This window comes from Rhodanobacter sp. ANJX3 (assembly GCF_014200755.1).
Taxonomy (GTDB): Bacteria; Pseudomonadota; Gammaproteobacteria; order Xanthomonadales; family Rhodanobacteraceae; genus Rhodanobacter.
In genome coordinates, this window is the sequence record NZ_JACHCM010000004.1 from 383,682 (window position 1) to 399,463 (window position 15,782).

Consider the following 15,782-nt stretch of genomic DNA (forward strand, 5'->3'; position numbering starts at 1 on the left):
GGATACAAGTGATCGCGCGTGCTGCGCGCTTATCTCCAAGAGATCCGGTCGAACGCCTTCAAGAAAAAATGCTCTACCGACGACCGATCATTTTTTCGGCGCGGGCTTCAGTTTTTCCAGCTGGGGCGAATACGCCTGCACAAAGGCGTTGTGCAGAATGCCGAGAATGGCCTGCGACGGATCAGCCACCTTGTCACCGATGCGTCCGGAGATCGGCACGCGTGTGCCGAACTGGTCTTTCTCCTGGTTCTTGAACACCGAAACGACGCCCTGCGCGACAGCCTCATAGGCGACTTTCAGCGGACTTTTCTTTTCCTGCTCGACGTCCTTCTTCCAGCTGAAGATTTGCAGATTGTGGAAGAGTGGTTTGGCGTAACCGTCCAGCTGTCCGTTCTGGGCCTGCAGCTCCATCGTGAAATCGCCGGTGCCGCCGGCGAAATCGAGGCCCGCATACGCGCGCGCTAGACCGTTGGCGTTCACCAGCGGGATATCGGTCGCGCGCAGCGCATAGGAAAAATCGCCGAGTTGATTGATCGGGTCGAACGTTGCCTGCGTCTCGAACGGCGCATTGCCGAAGATCTTGGCCGTGGCGTGCAGCTCGGCCACACGGTTGCCGTTGCGGCGCTGGATATTGGTCAGGTTGGTCACGGTGCCGTTGACGTCGGTCATCTTCAGGTCGACGCGCGGGTTGGAGACGAAGCTCTGGAACGTCACCGTGCCATTGATGACGTTGATCTCGTCCAGCCGCATCGGCGCCAGCAGCTTCAGCTGGTCGCGCCAGTTCACGCCCTTGCCGGTCTGGCTGGCGCCCTGGTTGCTGCCTTCGATGAAATTGATCGTCGGCTGGGTGAAGGTCACCTTGCCGCGAAAGACGCCGTGCGTGAGCGCTACCCAGCTCAATGAAATGTCGGTGCGCGGGGTTTCCAGCAAGGGCGCCGGCAGTTTGCCGCTGACTTTGACGATGCTCAGCTGGTTGATGGTGTAGCCGCCGCGCCACAGGTGCAGATCGATATCGGCGATCTGGCCGTGGTAGTCGCCCATCTTGTCCATGCGACTGTTGAGGTAGTGCCGCACCGCATACGGCATGGCGGCGCGAATGATCAGCAGCATCACGATGACAATGATCAGCACGCCCAGATGTCGGCGGTAGCGAAACTTCATGGCGATCGTTTCCCGGTGCGGTCGGGGCATTCTAGTCGCGCCCGTGTCTGCGTGGCGGCAAATGCTGGCGACAAAGCGACGCGCGGATGGCAAAACGCCGGCGCAAGGCCGGCGTCAGGTCAACCGCCCGCAGTTCAGGCGACGACGCTTTTACTGATAGTGCGGCCATGGATGGCCGCCTCTCGATCGTGCTCTGCGCTCAGGGACGAGCGCACAAAACTCAGTGCTTGAGGTTCTTGCGCAGGCGCTCAAGCGCCTGCAGCTGGGCCATCGCTTCGGCCAGTTTCGCCTGCGCCTCGGCGATATCCAGAGCCTCGGTGCGATGAGCCAGCGCGTCCTCGGCTTCCTTCTTGGCGCGCTGTGCCGCGGCCTCGTCCAGATCGGAGGCGCGGGCGGCGGTATCGGCCAGCACGGTGATGACCTGCGGCTGCACTTCCAGAATGCCGCCGGAAACGTAGAACTGCTGACGCTCGCCACCGTCCAGCACCACATCGACGTGGCCGGGCTTGAGGCGGGTGATCAGCGGCGCGTGGCGGGGCGTAATGCCCAGCTCACCCAGCTCGCCGGTGGCAATGACCATCGTCGCGTCGCCGGAGAAAATCTCGGCTTCGGCACTGACGATGTCGACGCGAATGGTGTTGGTCATGGTGGGTGGTCTCGCTGTGCTCGACGGGAACGGGGAATGGGGAAGCAGGGAACGGTCAGATCAAAAGCGTGGATGCCGAGGCTTCTTTGCTTTTGTTCCCCGCCGGGCCACCTCGGGTGGTTCCCTGTTCCTTGTTCCCGCTTCTACAAGATTAGGCCGCCTTCTTGGCGCCCATGTCTTCGGCTTTCTTGATCGCCTCGTCGATGCCGCCGACCATGTAGAACGCCTGCTCCGGCAGGTGATCTACGTCGCCGTCGACGATCATCTTGAAGCCGCGGATGGTTTCCTTCAGCGGCACGTACTTGCCCGGCGAGCCGGTGAACACTTCGGCAACGTGGAACGGCTGCGAGAAGAAGCGCTCGATCTTGCGTGCGCGCGTCACCGACTGCTTATCTTCTTCGCTCAGCTCGTCCATGCCGAGAATCGCGATGATGTCCTTCAGTTCCTTGTAGCGCTGCAGCGTGCCCTGCACCTTGCGCGCGACTTCGTAGTGCTCCACGCCGATCACCAGCGGATCGAGCTGGCGACTGGTCGAGGCCAGCGGATCGACCGCCGGGTAGATACCCAGGCTGGCGATTTCGCGCGACAGCGCCACGGTGGAGTCCAGATGCACGAAGGTGGTGGCCGGCGACGGATCGGTGTAGTCATCCGCGGGCACGTACACGGCCTGAATCGAGGTGATCGAGCCGGTCTTGGTCGAGGTGATGCGCTCCTGCAGCACGCCCATTTCCTCGGCCAGGGTCGGCTGGTAGCCCACGGCCGACGGCATACGGCCGAGCAGCGCGGACACTTCGGTACCGGCCAGCGTGTAGCGATAGATGTTGTCGACGAAGAACAGCACGTCGCGGCCCTTGCCGCTGGCGTCCTTCTCGTCGCGGAAGTACTCGGCCATGGTCAGGCCGGTCAGCGCCACGCGCAGGCGGTTGCCCGGCGGCTCGTTCATCTGACCGTAGACCATCGCGACCTTGTCGAGCACGTTGGAGTCTTTCATCTCGTGGTAGAAGTCGTTGCCCTCACGGGTACGCTCACCGACGCCGGCGAACACCGACAGGCCTTCGTGCGCCTTGGCGATGTTGTTGATCAGCTCCATCATGTTGACCGTCTTGCCCACGCCGGCGCCGCCGAACAGGCCGACCTTGCCGCCCTTGGCGAACGGGCAGATCAGGTCGATCACCTTGATGCCGGTTTCCAGCAGATCGTTGCCGGCCGCCTGTTCGTCGTAGCTCGGCGCCTCGCGATGGATCACCCACTGATCCTGCTCGCCGATCGGACCGGCTTCGTCGATGGGGTTGCCCAGCACGTCCATGATGCGGCCGAGCGTGGCCTTGCCGACCGGCACCTTGATGCCTTCGCCGGTGTTGCGGGCTACCAGGTTGCGGCGCAGGCCGTCGGTCGAGCCCAGCGCGATGCAGCGCACGATGCCGTCGCCCAGCTGCTGCTGCACTTCCAGCGTGATCGCCGTGCCGTCGATTTTCAGTGCGTCATACACCTGCGGCACTTCATGACGCGCGAACTCCACGTCGACGACTGCGCCGATGATCTGAACTACTTTGCCCTGGCTCATGAAATGCTCCGGATGTAATTTTTAAGGTTTGTTGCGGCGCCGCTCCTGCGCGTCGCCAAAATTCTGTAATGAAACGTTGCTCTTACACCGAGTGCGGCCACGGATGGCCGCCTTTTGATCTTGTACTGCGATCACGGATGATCGCTTTTATTACCACTGCGATCACGGATGATCGCTAAAACTAAACCGCCGAAGCGCCACCCACGATTTCCGAAATTTCCTGGGTAATCGCCGCCTGACGCGCTTTGTTGTAGACCAACGTCAAATCACCGATCACCTTGCTGGCGTTGTCCGACGCCGCCTTCATGGCGACCATGCGCGCGGCGTGCTCGCTGGCCAGATTCTCCAGCGTCGCCTGGTACACCAGCGACTCGACATAGCGGGCCAGCACGTGCTCCAGCACGCTCTGCGCATCGGGCTCATAGATGTAATCCCAGTCGTTCTTCTGTTCGAGCTTGGCTCCGTCGGTTTTTTCCATCTCCGCCGCAACCGCCGGCAGCGGCAGCAGGGCGTCGATGGTCGGCTTCTGCGTCATGGTGTTGACGAAGTCGTTATAGGCCAGGAACACGCGATCCAGGCCGTTGGACGTATAGACGTCCATCATCACCTTGATCACGCCGACCAGCTGCTCAAGCTTGGGCTTTTCGCCGAGATGGCTCACGCTGCCGATCAGGTTGACACCCTTGATGCGACGGAAGAACGAGATGGCTTTCTGGCCGATCGCGACCACGTCCACTTCGACGCCCTGCTTCTGCCATTCGGCGATCGACGGCAGCAGCCGGCGGAACAGGTTGGAGTTGAGGCCGCCGCACAGGCCGCGATCGGTCGACACGACGATATAGCCGACGCGCGCCACGTTCTCGCGCTGGGTCAGGAACGGATGGCTGAAATCGGTGCTGGCCTGGGCCACGTGCGCGATCACCTTGCGCATCGCACGGGCATACGGGCGCGAGGCGCGCATCATGTCCTGCGCGCGGCGGATCTTCGCCGCCGAGACCATTTCGAGCGCGCGCGTGACCTTGCGCATGTTCTGCGTGCTCTTGATCTTGGTTTTGATTTCGCGTCCGCTTGCCATCTGTCTCGCTCGCTATGCTCGCTTCGGGGGAACAGGGAACGGGGAATGGGGAACTGAAGCTCCCTCTGGAATGGAGTACTGCGTCAAACGCCACTTTCCCATTCCCTGTTCCCTGTTCCCGCTTTTACTCACCAGCTACCGGTTTTCTTGTACTCGTCCAGCGAGGCCTTGAAGGTGGCTTCGATGTCGTTGTTCCAGTCGCCGGTGGCCACGATTTTGGTCATCAGCTCTTCGTGGTTCTGGTGCATGAAGGCATGCAGACCCTTCTCGAACGGCAGCACCTGGTTGACTGCGAGGTCATCGAGGTAGCCCTTCTCGGCCGCGTACACCGACAGCGCCAGTTCGGCGATCGACAGCGGCGAATACTGGCCCTGCTTCATCAGCTCGGTCACACGCTGACCGCGGTCCAACTGCGCGCGCGTGGCCGGGTCCAGATCCGAGGCGAACTGCGCGAACGCGGCCAGCTCACGGTACTGCGCCAGCGCCAGCTTCACACCGCCGGACAACTTCTTGACGATCTTGGTCTGCGCGGCACCGCCGACGCGGGACACCGAGATACCGGCGTTCACGGCCGGACGGATACCGGCGTTGAACAGGTCGGTTTCCAGGAAGATCTGACCGTCGGTGATCGAGATCACGTTGGTCGGCACGAAGGCCGACACGTCGCCACCCTGGGTTTCGATGATCGGCAGCGCGGTCAGCGAACCGGTCTTGCCCTTCACTTCGCCATTGGTGAACTTCTCGACATACTCCTCGGACACGCGCGCTGCGCGCTCGAGCAGACGGGAGTGCAGATAGAACACGTCGCCCGGGTAGGCTTCACGACCCGGCGGGCGCTTCAGCAGCAGCGAGATCTGGCGGTAGGCCACGGCCTGCTTGGACAAATCGTCGTACACGATCAGCGCGTCTTCGCCGCGATCGCGGAAGTATTCGCCCATCGCGCAACCCGAATACGGCGCCACGTACTGCAGCGCGGCCGACTCGGATGCCGAGGCGACCACCACGATGGTGTAAGCCAGAGCGCCGTTGGCCTCGAGCTTGCGCACCACGTTGGCGATCGACGAGCGCTTCTGGCCGATGGCCACGTAGATGCACTTAATGCCCGAACCCTTCTGGGCGATGATCGCGTCGATGGCCAGCGCGGTCTTGCCGGTCTGGCGATCGCCGATGATCAGCTCACGCTGGCCGCGGCCGACGGGAATCATCGCATCGACCGACTTGTAACCGGTCTGCAGCGGCTGGTCGACCGACTTGCGCCAGATCACGCCCGGCGCCACGGTCTCGATGGCGGCGTTGATCTTGGCATTGAGCGGACCCTTGCCGTCGATCGGATTGCCCAGCGCGTCGACGACGCGACCGAGCAGCTCCGGACCCACCGGTACTTCCAGGATGCGGCCGGTGGTCTTGGCAGTGTCGCCTTCGCGCAGATGCTGGTATTCGCCCAGCACCACGGCGCCGACGGAGTCGCGCTCCAGGTTGAGCGCCAGGGCAAACGAGTTACCCGGCAGCTCGATCATTTCGCCCTGCATCACGTCGGCCAGGCCGTGGATGCGCACGATGCCGTCGGACACGCTGATCAGCGTGCCTTCGTTGCGTGCTTCGGCGCCGAGCTTGAACTGCTCGATGCGGGTCTTGATCAGCTCACTGATTTCCGACGGATTCAAGGTGGTGCTGGACATGGTGGTTATCCTGAATTTTTAGATCTCTTTTTCAAGAGTCCGGCCATGGATGGCCGGGTTTTTTACTATTCGCGTTGGGACTTCGCGTAAAACTGTTTTCCGGAGTCCAGCCGTTGATGGCCGGTTTTTGCTCTTCGCGAAACGGACTTCGCGTAAAACTAGACTGTCAGCGCGCTCGCCATTCGTTCAAGGCGTCCGCGGGCCGAACCGTCGATCACTTCGCTACCGGTATCGATCACCACGCCAGCCAGCAGCGACGCATCGACCTCGGTCTCCAGCTCGATCTCGCGCTTGAAACGGCGCTTCAGCGACGCCTTCAGCTGCTCGGACTGCGCGGCATCGAGCGCCATTGCACTGGTGACCTTCACCAGCAGCTGCGACTCGGATTCGCGCTTGTAGCCTTCGAACAGCTCGGCCACTTCCGGCAGCAGGGTCACCCGGCGGTTTTCCACCAGCTCGGCCAGAAACTGCGCAAACGGCGCGTCGCTGGCCACGCCCTCGGGCAAATGCAGCGCCACGATCTGCTCGGGCTTGACCCGCGGATCGTTGTCGAGATCGACCACGCGCGCATCCGCCGACACCCCCGCGGCAAACGCCAGCGACTGCGACCAGCTATCCAGCGACCCGGTGGCATGCGCCACTTCGAAAGCAGCGCGTGCGTACGGGCGAGCGAGAGTGATTGCCTGAGCCATCGATCAGATCTCGGCCGCTAGCTGGTCGAGCAACGCCTTGTGCGTCGACGCATCCACTTCGCGCTGCACGATCTTGCTGGCGCCCTGCACGGCCAACGCACCCACCTGCTCTCGCAGCTGGTCACGGGCGCGCTGCGCCATCGAGGCGATGTCTTCCTGCGCCGAAGCCTTCAGCCGGTTGATCTCGACCACCGCTTCGGCACGCGCCTTTTCGATGATCTGATTGGCCTGCTGCTGAGCCTTGTCGATGATTTCGCCAGCCTGCTGACGAGCCACCTTGATCTCGGCTGCGACCTTCGTGTCAGCCTCACGCAATTCTGCGTGCGCGCGCTCGGCCGCATTGAGGCCTTCGGCGATCTTGATCTGACGATCTTCGATAGCCTTATTGATGTGCGGCCAGATGAACTGGACGCAGAACCAGATCAAGATGGCGAACGAAAGCATTTCGCCAATCAAGGTCGCGTTGAAATCCATCGCTGCGTTACCTGTAGATACGGAATAAAACCAGCATGGGCATTACTTATCCATGCCGAGCTAAACGGCGCCTTAGCGCCGTCGAACAACTTAGCCCGCGGCGAGCTTCGAGAGCAGCGGGTTAGCCACGGCGAAGTACATCGCCAGCGCCACGCCGATCAGGAACGCTGCATCGATCAGGCCGGCCAGCAGGAACATGCGACCCTGAAGCAGCGGCACCAGCTCCGGCTGGCGGGCGGCGGCTTCAAGAAACTTCGAACCCATGACGCCGATACCGATACAAGCACCGAGTGCACCGAGGCCGATGATCAGACCCAGCGCGATAGCGGTGAAGGACTGGACTTGAGCAATGTGAGCGACTAATTCCACGACGGTCTCCTGAGAAATTGAAACTAAAAAATTTGAGCAGTTGAAAAGGGATGATTCAAAAGAATCAGTGGTGATCGTGCGCCATCGAAATGTAAACGATGGTCAGCACCATGAAAATAAACGCCTGAATGCCGATGATCAGGATGTGGAAAATGCCCCACACCGTGTAACCGATGATGCCCATGCCGTAAAGCAGCCAGCTACCGGCGCTGAACAATCCGGCGATCAACATGAAAACCAGCTCGCCAGCATACATATTGCCGAATAGTCGCATCGCCAGGCTAACCGGCTTGGATAGCAGCTCGACCACATTCAGCAAGAAATTCGGAATCCACAGCAGCGGGTTCGCTCCAAAGGGCGCTGTGAACAGCTCATGCATGTAGCCACCAAAGCCTTTGGCTTTGAAGCTGTAAAAAATGATTAACACGAATACGGTCAGCGACATCGCAAAGGTCATATTGATATCGGCTGTAGGCACAGCACGGAAGTGACCAAGGCCGAATTTTTCAGTGATCCAGGGCAACAAATCCACCGGCAGCAGATCCATTGCGTTCATCAGGAAAACCCAGACAAACACGGTCAGCGCCATTGGACCGAGTACACGCCGGTCACCGTGAAAAACATCTTTCACCTGACCGTCGACAAATTCGAGTACAAGCTCGACAAATGCCTGGCCACGACCGGGCACGCCCGAAGTCGCCTTGCGCGCCTTAAGCCAGAACAGCAGGCAAAAGATCACGCCGAGCGCCAGCGACACGGAAACAGAATCAAGATGCACTGCCCAAAAGCCACCGCTGTTCGCATGCGGGGTGAGATGGGTAAGGTGATGCTGAATGTATTCGGTTAGTCCGCCCTGCGGCTCGCTTGCCATGTGTCTCAACCCTTGAATCGGAACGCCAACAGATAAACCGCGAGAGCAGCCACCAGCCCCGTTATGGCAGCTAGCGGCGGCAACTTAAATTTAGCCAGGATCAATAGCAGCCCCCCGACGATCACGAACCACTTCAGAATCACGCCCGCAATCAAACGGCTAAAAGCCATACCCGCGCCGTTCAATCCGCTAAAAAATCGCATAGAGAACAGCATGGTGCCCAGCGCCACTAATGACGCACTCATGGCAGCAGACACCGCTTCACGACGCCCCAGCGTCAAAAAAACGAGGCCGGCCAGCACGGCTACAGCAAGCTGCAGCAACACGGTGCGCAAGGCTAGACGTCGACCGGAGGCAAGACTATTGAGCATGTAAAGGTCCCCGCACGGTTTACACCAGGCGGCACCGCTACAGCCACGGGCCACGATCCCAATCCCGAAAAGTATACCAGCCGGCCCAGCGGCACGACAACCGAGTTACTGGCGGATAGCAATGGATTTCGCAAAGAAAAACATGTCGCGACGCAATATGTTAGCCACTGATGCGATCCGCTCTTGCATCGAAATCGCCGCCGAACTTACATGCCCCGGTAACGACAGCCGGAGGTGCAGGTCTCATGGACCACAACCTCGGAAAGCAGAGGAAGCACAGGCTTGAGGCGATCCCATATCCAGATCGACAGCCGCTCGCTGGTCGGATTCTCCAGACCCTCGATGTCGTTGAGGTAGTGGTGGTCCAGCTGGTCGTAAAGTGGCTGAAAAGCCGTCTTTACGTCGGAAAAATCCATGACCCAGCCGGTTTCGTCGCCTAACTCGCCCCGAAGATGAATCTCCACCCGGAACGAATGGCCGTGCAGGCGCGCGCACTTGTGGCCCGGAGGCACGTTGGGCAGGCGATGCGCCGCCTCGAGGGTAAAGATCTTAAAGATATCCATGCGCGCATTGTAGCGCCCGCCCGCCGTTGAGACCGCTCAGGCCCAACGACGCCTCGCTACGGCGGCCTGAGTCGCGACTAAACGGCATTCGCCCGTTCACGCCGGTTTGCGGGGCACCTGCGCAAGCTGGCCCTCCACACTTCGTCGACACAGAAGGACTTCACCATGAACAAGCGCATGCTTCCCCTCTTGCTGGGTTTGTCAGTTTGCAGTGCCGCCATGGCACAGAACGCACCGACGAACGCACCCGCGCCAGCCGCCGCTACCCAGATGACGACCACCACTGTGACCTGGGCAACACCGATCAGCGGCGCACTCAGCCAGGACGCCATCGAAACATCGATCGCCAACGCCGGTTATAAAGAAGTGGAAGGCCTCGCGTTCAAAGACGGCGTGTGGCGCACCAAAGCCCGCGGCGGCAACAAACAATGGTCGAAGCTGGCGGTCGGCCCGGTCACCGGCCGAGTCTATCCAGCCGATGCGCCGTCCGCCCTCAATGCGGACGAAGTCAAAGCCAAACTCACAACGGCCGGGTACCAAAACCCCACCGACGTCAAATTCGATGCCGGCCTGTGGAGCGTCGCCGCCAAATCGCCGCAAGGCAGCGACATTCACCTGCTGGTCGATCCGACCGACGGCAGCGTCGTGGCGCAGTCGCGCGATTGATGGTTCCAACCGACTGACGTAAGACACGCGGCTATATTGGCCGCCTCTCTGAGTCAGTGCTGCCGACGATGCTCTGTCCCAGAATATAAAGCGATAACCTTCATGATGAGCTCATTGTGTGAGCCGATTACGCGGTTTATTCGGCTCAAGAGCATCGAACCGAGGTTGGCCAACCTCGTCTCCCTGAGCAACAACCAAGGCCCGGCGAGGCTGAAGGCACAAAAAACCCCGCCATTAAGCGGGGTTATCTCACATCATCCAGCGGCTTGATCCGCCAAGGACGTGGTGGCTATGGGTGGACTCGAACCACCGACCCCAGCATTATGAGTGCTGTGCTCTAACCGGCTGAGCTACATAGCCATGGGATTGCCCACTATACCGGATCCGGGCGACCTCGGCGGGGCGCGAAAGTGTAATGGCGGCCGCCTGGCGGTACAAGTGCGGCGCTTGCTGCTGGTCGATGGGCTGTGGTTGAATCGGGCATGGAAGCGGCTAGGCGATGCGCGCAGGCACTGCGCGGCATGGCACCAGGAGGCCCGATGATCGACATTGATGGATACCGTCCGAACGTAGGCATTGTGATTTTGAATGCCCAGGGGCAGCTGTTTTGGGCGCGCCGGGTCAACCGCGACGGTTGGCAGTTTCCGCAGGGCGGCATGCGCACCGATGAAACCCCGCTGGAAGCGATGTACCGCGAGCTGGAAGAAGAAACCGGCCTGGCGCCGCAGCACGTCGAAGTAGTTGCGGCCACCCACGGCTGGCTGCGTTACCGGCTGCCCAATCGCTATGTGCGGCATCACCAGCGCCCGACGTGCATCGGACAGAAGCAGGTGTGGTTTCTGCTGAAGCTGGTCGGCGGCGAAGAGGCGTTGAAGCTCGACGCCTGCGACAAGCCGGAATTCGATCTGTGGCGCTGGGTGGATTTCTGGTATCCGGCCGCGCACGTGGTGAATTTCAAGCGGGAAGTGTACGAGCGCGCGCTGCGCCACTTTGCGCCGCACGTCGAGGGGCTGTGCAGCCTGCAGCTGGGCACGCTCCCGCCCCGGAATAACGACGACCCGTCGAGCGGCGGTCCGCGCAAGGGCTGCGAAGCCGCATAAAGCCTCGCCTTCTCGAGGATTGTTGACAATCGTTCGCATTCGCGTTCTCATGCGCAGCATGTATATCTGCCTGTGCAACGCCGTGACCGACCATGACATCCGCCGCGAGGCGGCCGATGGCGTGCAGTCTTTCAGCGAACTGCAGGCGCGCACGGGCTGTTCGGACTGCTGCGGATGCTGCGAGTCGATGGCCCGGGCCACGCTGGCCAAGGCTATCGAGCAGCACACGCTGGTGCAGTGGCCGGGCGTCGCCGCCTGATTCCAAGCTTGCGGCACGTCAGCGTGCTGCCGATCGATGCACTCGCCGACGCCCCACGCAGAGTCGGCTATCGCGCAAGCAAACCATAGCCATTCCCATTCAACCGCCCGGCCGTTGGCGTTTGTATAGTGTCGGCACGTTTTGAAAGGCCAGTCGGAGACTCCCAATGAAAGGTGATGCCAAGGTTATCGAGTACCTCAACAAGGTGCTCTACAACGAGTTGACCGCGATCAACCAGTATTTTCTGCATTACCGCATGTTCAAGGACTGGGGCTATACCGAGCTTGCCGACCACGAGTACAAGGAATCGATCGAGGAAATGAGGCATGCCGATCGCATGATCGAGCGCATTCTTTTCCTCGACGGCCTGCCCAATCTGCAGCATCTGGGCAAGCTGCGCATCGGCGAGAACGTGCTGGAGTGCATCCAGGGCGACTTGGACCTGGAGATCGACGCGGTGAAGGATCTGCGCGAGGCCATCGGCTACAGCGAAGGCGTGGCCGATTACGTCAGCCGCGACATGTTCAAGGCCATCCTGCACGACGAGGAAGAGCACATCGACTGGCTTGAAACCCAGTTCAGCCTGATCAAGGACATCGGCGCCGAGCGCTACCTGCAGAACAAAGCCAAGAGCTGAGGCTCGCCGCGGGGAGCATCAGTAACGCGCGCCCCGCGATCGCTGCCAGAGGGCGCGCGTTTCTTGACGCCCTCCTCGCGCCGGGGCTATACCTTGGGTTTTCCTCGGAACGACCCGCATGGTGTCACGACCCCCGCCGCGTTTCGTGGTGCGCCGGCACGACGACGTCAGTGCGAAGCGGCTCCAGCTCTGGTTGGCCGCCGCCTGGATCGGCAGCCTGCTGGTGACGGGCCTTTTGGTGGGACTGCTGAGCCACCACGCCGACCCGGTTGCCGTGGATCACCGCCAGCAGCGCGCGCTGAATGCGCAAATCGAGAATCTCAAGCAGCAGCTGGCAAACGCGCAGCGCGATGCGCAGGTCAACGATGTGGCCACCAAGTCGCTGCGCGTCACGCTGACCCAGCGCGAAGAGGAAATCAGCGGCCTGCGCGCCAATCTCGGCTTCTACTCGCGGCTGGTCGGCGGCGATACGCAGCACCAGGGCCTGAAGCTGCAGGAAGCCAAGCTGGAGCCGATCTCCGGCTCGCACGGCTGGAATCTGATGCTGAGCCTTATGCAAGCGGCCAAGCGTAACGACGAAATCACCGGCACTGTCACGGTGAGCGTGGAAGGCCTGCGCGACAATAAGGTGGTGCAGCTGGACTGGGCCGCGCTTGGCAATGTGGCGGAAAAGGATGGCCTGCCGTTCCGCCTGATGTACTTTGAGCAGCTGCACGGCACGATCGTGCTGCCGGCGAATTTTCGTCCGATGCGTCTGCACATCGGCATTCAGTCGGCAGGCGAAGCGTCCGTAATGCAAACCGTGTCCTGGGAAGACGCGCTCAGTGGCAATATCATCACGGCTCAGGGGGATCACGATGCTCAACCGTAAACGCAACGAACGCAGCCCGACCAGCCAGGACACCAGCCTGATCGCGCACGGCACGGTCATCCGCGGCGACCTGCGCTTCAGCGGCGCGCTGCATCTGGACGGCCGCATCGAGGGCGCCGTGCTCGGCGAAGGCGACGATGCCGTTTTCACCCTCAGCGAGCATGGCCACGTGCAGGGCGAAATCCGGGTGCCGCATGCGGTGATCAACGGCCATGTCACCGGCGACGTTTACGTCAGCGCGCGGCTGGAACTGGCGGCGCAGGCGCGCATCGATGGCGATCTGCGTTACCACACGATGGAAATGGCCGCCGGCGCCCAGGTCAACGGGCGCATCGCGCGCCAGGCCGACGAGGCGCCGCGCGAGCTGCCCTCGCCCAGCGCATTGAATGAAGGTGTAACGGCATAGGGCGTATGCTTGCACCCGTCCGCCACGGCCCCCATTGAAAGACCATGGAAACCTTGCTCACCATCCCCGACTATCGCAGCAGCGGCGAACCGCTGCTGTTCACCGCCGCCGCCGCGCACAAGGTGCACGAACTGATCGCCGAAGAAGGCAATCCGGCGTTGAAACTGCGCGTCTACATCACCGGTGGTGGATGCTCGGGTTTCCAGTACGGCTTCACTTTCGACGAAGCGCAGGCCGAAGACGATTTTGCGCTGGAGCGCGAAGGCGTCACGCTGTTGTGCGATCCGCTCTCGCTGCAATACCTGACCGGCGCGCAGATCGACTACGCCGAAAACCTCAGCGGCTCGCAGTTCGTCATCAGCAACCCGAACGCCAAGACCACCTGCGGCTGCGGCTCATCGTTCTCCACTTGAACGGATTGTCTTGATGGACCGGGACACACCGCCGCACCAGAACACGTTTGCTGGACTGAGCCTGGTACTCAACCGGGCGGCCGAGCGGCGCGACGATGGCGAATGGATCGCGGCACAGGCCGGCGCGCCGGATGCTCGGTACCTATTGCTGGATGCCGCGGGCGAAGCGTTCATGCATCGCCATCGAGAAGCGCTGCGCTGGCTCGACCAGCGCGAGTACGAAAGCCTGGGCCTCGGCATACCGGCCAGCTTTCTCGGCCTGATCGAAATAACGCCGCATTTTCTGCTGGTGCTTGAGGAGACCGCGTCGGTCGATCAGCTCGAAGAGGTGCTCGACGCGCGTCGCATGAGCCTGCGCTCGGTCGGCCTGCAGCTGGCAGCCGACGAAGCCGGTTTGTTCGCCTATGCCAAAGGTCTGGCGCACTGGCAGCGCGAGATGCGCTACTGCCATCGCTGCGCCGCACCGCTAGAGCTGGTCGCCGCCGGACACCGCGCGCGCTGTACCAACCCGGACGGCGCCCACATGCATTTCCCGCGCACCGATGCCGCCGTCATCATGCTGGTGGAGTACGAGGGCGCATGTTTGCTCGGCCGCCAAGTGGGCTGGCCGCCGGGGCGCTATTCGACGCTGGCCGGTTTTGTAGAACCCGGCGAATCGTTGGAAGATGCGGTGCGCCGCGAAGTGGCGGAGGAATCCGGCGTCATCGTCAACGACATTCACTACCACTCGTCGCAACCGTGGCCGATGCCGGCCTCGCTGATGGTGGGATTTATCGCCACCGCCTCGTCGCCACACATCACTTTGCGCGACCGCGAGCTGGAAGACGCGCGCTGGTTCACGCCGCAGCAAATCGTCGACGGCCTGGCCGACGGCAGCTTTCTCCCCTCGATGGCGCTGTCGGTGTCCTACCAGCTGCTGGCGTATTGGCTGAAGCAGCGTGCGGGGCTCGATCTGGACGTGCTTGTCGCTAACGCCCGCTGATTGCCTCGATGAGGTACCAACGGTTATTCCGCCGCAGCTGATCGCTGACGCCTGACCACTCGCATACAATGCGCACTCGCTTCGCGAGTCTGTCTTCATGGCTATCCGACTGCTTACCGCTCTTATTGCTCTTGGCCTGCTGCACGTTATGCCGCAACTGGCGCGCTGGCGTCGCGATGGGCTGTTTCGACGCTGGGTCGCACAGCTGGCTGACACCAGCGGCAGCGGCCGCGTGGCGTTGGCGCTGCTGCCACCGCTGGCGATTTGTCTGCTGCTGTCGTGGCTGTTCGATCATCCGCCGCTGGGCGAGCTGCTGGGCCTGCTGTTTTCTCTGGTCGTGCTGTTGTTCTGCTTTGGGCCGCGCGAGTTCGAAGTAGACATTGAGGCGATTCTGAAAGCCCCTGACGGCGCCAGTCGGCAGGCTGCCGCACAGCAGCTGGTCGACAACGGTGGCGCGGTGATCTGGACCGCGCCCGCGCTGGGCGAAGCAGTGGCTTACGCTGCGCTTCGTCGCCGGTTTGCCGTGCTGCTTTGGTTTTTTCTGCTCGGTCCGTTTGGCGCACTGCTTTATCGCTTGACGCAGACGCTGGCGCGTGAGGAGTCGCTTGCGCTCGATGCGAGCAGCTGCACGGCAGCGCGTTATCTCGCCAACGCGCTGGACTGGCTGCCTGCGCAGCTGCTGACGTTCACGCTTGCCGTAGTCGGGCATTGGGAAGCGGTGATCGGTGCGTGGCGTCGCTGGCACAGCCAGGCCGCACCCACCAGCTGGTACAGCGCAGAGCCTGGCTTTCTCGGCGCCGCGGCACAGGCCGATATCCTCAGCGATATCGAAGCCGGCGACGGCTATTTCGAAGAGCGCAGCGAACCGCTGATCGAGCTGCTGCGATTGCGCGGCGCCTTGCTGCGCGCGCTGCTGGCATGGCTGAGCGCGGTGGCCTTGATCGTCATTGGTGGCTGGCTCAGCTGACGGACATGGAACCACG

At 61.8% G+C, this 15,782-nt stretch carries 20 protein-coding genes and 1 tRNA gene; 9 read left to right on the top strand and 12 right to left on the bottom strand.

Annotated elements, in window-relative coordinates:
• Positions 1-87 precede the first annotated feature (87 nt).
• The 11 genes from HDE76_RS13420 to queD form a co-directional block, all read right to left on the bottom strand.
• Positions 88-1,161 (bottom strand): DUF748 domain-containing protein, encoded by a 1,074-nt coding sequence (locus HDE76_RS13420; protein WP_184508296.1) that lies wholly within the window; start codon positions 1,159-1,161, stop codon positions 88-90.
• Between the two features lie 220 nt (positions 1,162-1,381).
• Positions 1,382-1,807: a F0F1 ATP synthase subunit epsilon gene (locus HDE76_RS13425; RefSeq protein WP_179480957.1), complete on the bottom strand. Its 426-nt coding sequence runs from the start codon at positions 1,805-1,807 to the stop codon at positions 1,382-1,384.
• A gap of 151 nt (positions 1,808-1,958) precedes the next feature.
• Positions 1,959-3,371, bottom strand: a complete 1,413-nt coding sequence (atpD, locus tag HDE76_RS13430) for a F0F1 ATP synthase subunit beta (RefSeq protein WP_179480955.1) — start codon at positions 3,369-3,371, stop codon at positions 1,959-1,961.
• Between the two features lie 181 nt (positions 3,372-3,552).
• Positions 3,553-4,446, bottom strand: coding sequence for a F0F1 ATP synthase subunit gamma (gene atpG / locus HDE76_RS13435; protein WP_184508299.1), 894 nt, complete (start codon positions 4,444-4,446; stop codon positions 3,553-3,555).
• Between the two features lie 128 nt (positions 4,447-4,574).
• Positions 4,575-6,125, bottom strand: a complete 1,551-nt coding sequence (atpA, locus tag HDE76_RS13440) for a F0F1 ATP synthase subunit alpha (protein WP_184508302.1) — start codon at positions 6,123-6,125, stop codon at positions 4,575-4,577.
• Between the two features lie 158 nt (positions 6,126-6,283).
• Positions 6,284-6,817: a F0F1 ATP synthase subunit delta gene (locus HDE76_RS13445; protein WP_184508305.1), complete on the bottom strand. Its 534-nt coding sequence runs from the start codon at positions 6,815-6,817 to the stop codon at positions 6,284-6,286.
• Between the two features lie 3 nt (positions 6,818-6,820).
• Positions 6,821-7,291 (bottom strand): F0F1 ATP synthase subunit B, encoded by a 471-nt coding sequence (locus HDE76_RS13450; RefSeq protein WP_184508308.1) that lies wholly within the window; start codon positions 7,289-7,291, stop codon positions 6,821-6,823.
• A gap of 90 nt (positions 7,292-7,381) precedes the next feature.
• Positions 7,382-7,660 carry a F0F1 ATP synthase subunit C gene (atpE, locus tag HDE76_RS13455; protein WP_179480944.1) on the bottom strand — a complete coding sequence of 93 codons (279 nt, stop codon included), beginning with the start codon at positions 7,658-7,660 and terminating at the stop codon, positions 7,382-7,384.
• Between the two features lie 64 nt (positions 7,661-7,724).
• Positions 7,725-8,531: a F0F1 ATP synthase subunit A gene (gene atpB / locus HDE76_RS13460; protein WP_179480942.1), complete on the bottom strand. Its 807-nt coding sequence runs from the start codon at positions 8,529-8,531 to the stop codon at positions 7,725-7,727.
• A gap of 5 nt (positions 8,532-8,536) precedes the next feature.
• The gene (locus HDE76_RS13465) at positions 8,537-8,902 is read right to left on the bottom strand and encodes a hypothetical protein (RefSeq protein ID WP_179480940.1); all 366 of its coding nucleotides are present in this window, start codon (positions 8,900-8,902) and stop codon (positions 8,537-8,539) included.
• 206 nt (positions 8,903-9,108) lie between these two features.
• Positions 9,109-9,465 (bottom strand): 6-carboxytetrahydropterin synthase QueD, encoded by a 357-nt coding sequence (gene queD, locus HDE76_RS13470; protein ID WP_184508311.1) that lies wholly within the window; start codon positions 9,463-9,465, stop codon positions 9,109-9,111.
• Between the two features lie 165 nt (positions 9,466-9,630).
• On the opposite strand from queD, the gene HDE76_RS13475 reads away from it, so the two are divergent.
• The gene (locus HDE76_RS13475) at positions 9,631-10,131 is read left to right on the top strand and encodes a PepSY domain-containing protein (protein ID WP_184508314.1); all 501 of its coding nucleotides are present in this window, start codon (positions 9,631-9,633) and stop codon (positions 10,129-10,131) included.
• A gap of 283 nt (positions 10,132-10,414) precedes the next feature.
• Here HDE76_RS13475 and HDE76_RS13480 read toward each other — a convergent pair.
• Positions 10,415-10,491 (bottom strand) — tRNA-Met (locus tag HDE76_RS13480).
• Positions 10,492-10,670: 179 nt separating this feature from the next.
• On the opposite strand from HDE76_RS13480, the gene HDE76_RS13485 reads away from it, so the two are divergent.
• The 8 genes from HDE76_RS13485 to ampE all read left to right on the top strand — a co-directional run bounded on the left by HDE76_RS13485 (position 10,671) and on the right by ampE (position 15,766).
• Positions 10,671-11,231: an RNA pyrophosphohydrolase gene (locus HDE76_RS13485; protein ID WP_179480800.1), complete on the top strand. Its 561-nt coding sequence runs from the start codon at positions 10,671-10,673 to the stop codon at positions 11,229-11,231.
• 58 nt (positions 11,232-11,289) lie between these two features.
• On the top strand, positions 11,290-11,490 hold the full coding sequence (locus HDE76_RS13490) for a (2Fe-2S)-binding protein (RefSeq protein WP_179481087.1): 201 nt from the start codon (positions 11,290-11,292) through the stop codon (positions 11,488-11,490).
• 166 nt (positions 11,491-11,656) lie between these two features.
• Positions 11,657-12,127, top strand: a complete 471-nt coding sequence (bfr, locus tag HDE76_RS13495; protein WP_179480798.1) for a bacterioferritin — start codon at positions 11,657-11,659, stop codon at positions 12,125-12,127.
• A gap of 118 nt (positions 12,128-12,245) precedes the next feature.
• The gene (locus HDE76_RS13500; RefSeq protein WP_179480796.1) at positions 12,246-12,998 is read left to right on the top strand and encodes a DUF6776 family protein; all 753 of its coding nucleotides are present in this window, start codon (positions 12,246-12,248) and stop codon (positions 12,996-12,998) included.
• On the top strand, positions 12,985-13,404 hold the full coding sequence (locus HDE76_RS13505; RefSeq protein ID WP_179480794.1) for a polymer-forming cytoskeletal protein: 420 nt from the start codon (positions 12,985-12,987) through the stop codon (positions 13,402-13,404). The genes HDE76_RS13500 and HDE76_RS13505 overlap by 14 nt, the downstream gene beginning before the upstream one ends.
• Before the next feature lie 44 nt (positions 13,405-13,448).
• A complete protein-coding gene (erpA, locus tag HDE76_RS13510) occupies positions 13,449-13,817 on the top strand; it encodes an iron-sulfur cluster insertion protein ErpA (RefSeq protein ID WP_179480793.1) in 369 nt (122 codons plus the stop codon).
• A gap of 13 nt (positions 13,818-13,830) precedes the next feature.
• Complete coding sequence (nudC, locus tag HDE76_RS13515; protein ID WP_184508317.1) at positions 13,831-14,799, top strand: NAD(+) diphosphatase; 969 nt, start codon at positions 13,831-13,833, stop codon at positions 14,797-14,799.
• 97 nt (positions 14,800-14,896) lie between these two features.
• Entirely contained in the window at positions 14,897-15,766 is an 870-nt protein-coding gene (gene ampE, locus HDE76_RS13520; RefSeq protein ID WP_179480789.1) for a regulatory signaling modulator protein AmpE, read from the top strand.
• Positions 15,767-15,782: the final 16 nt, after the last annotated feature.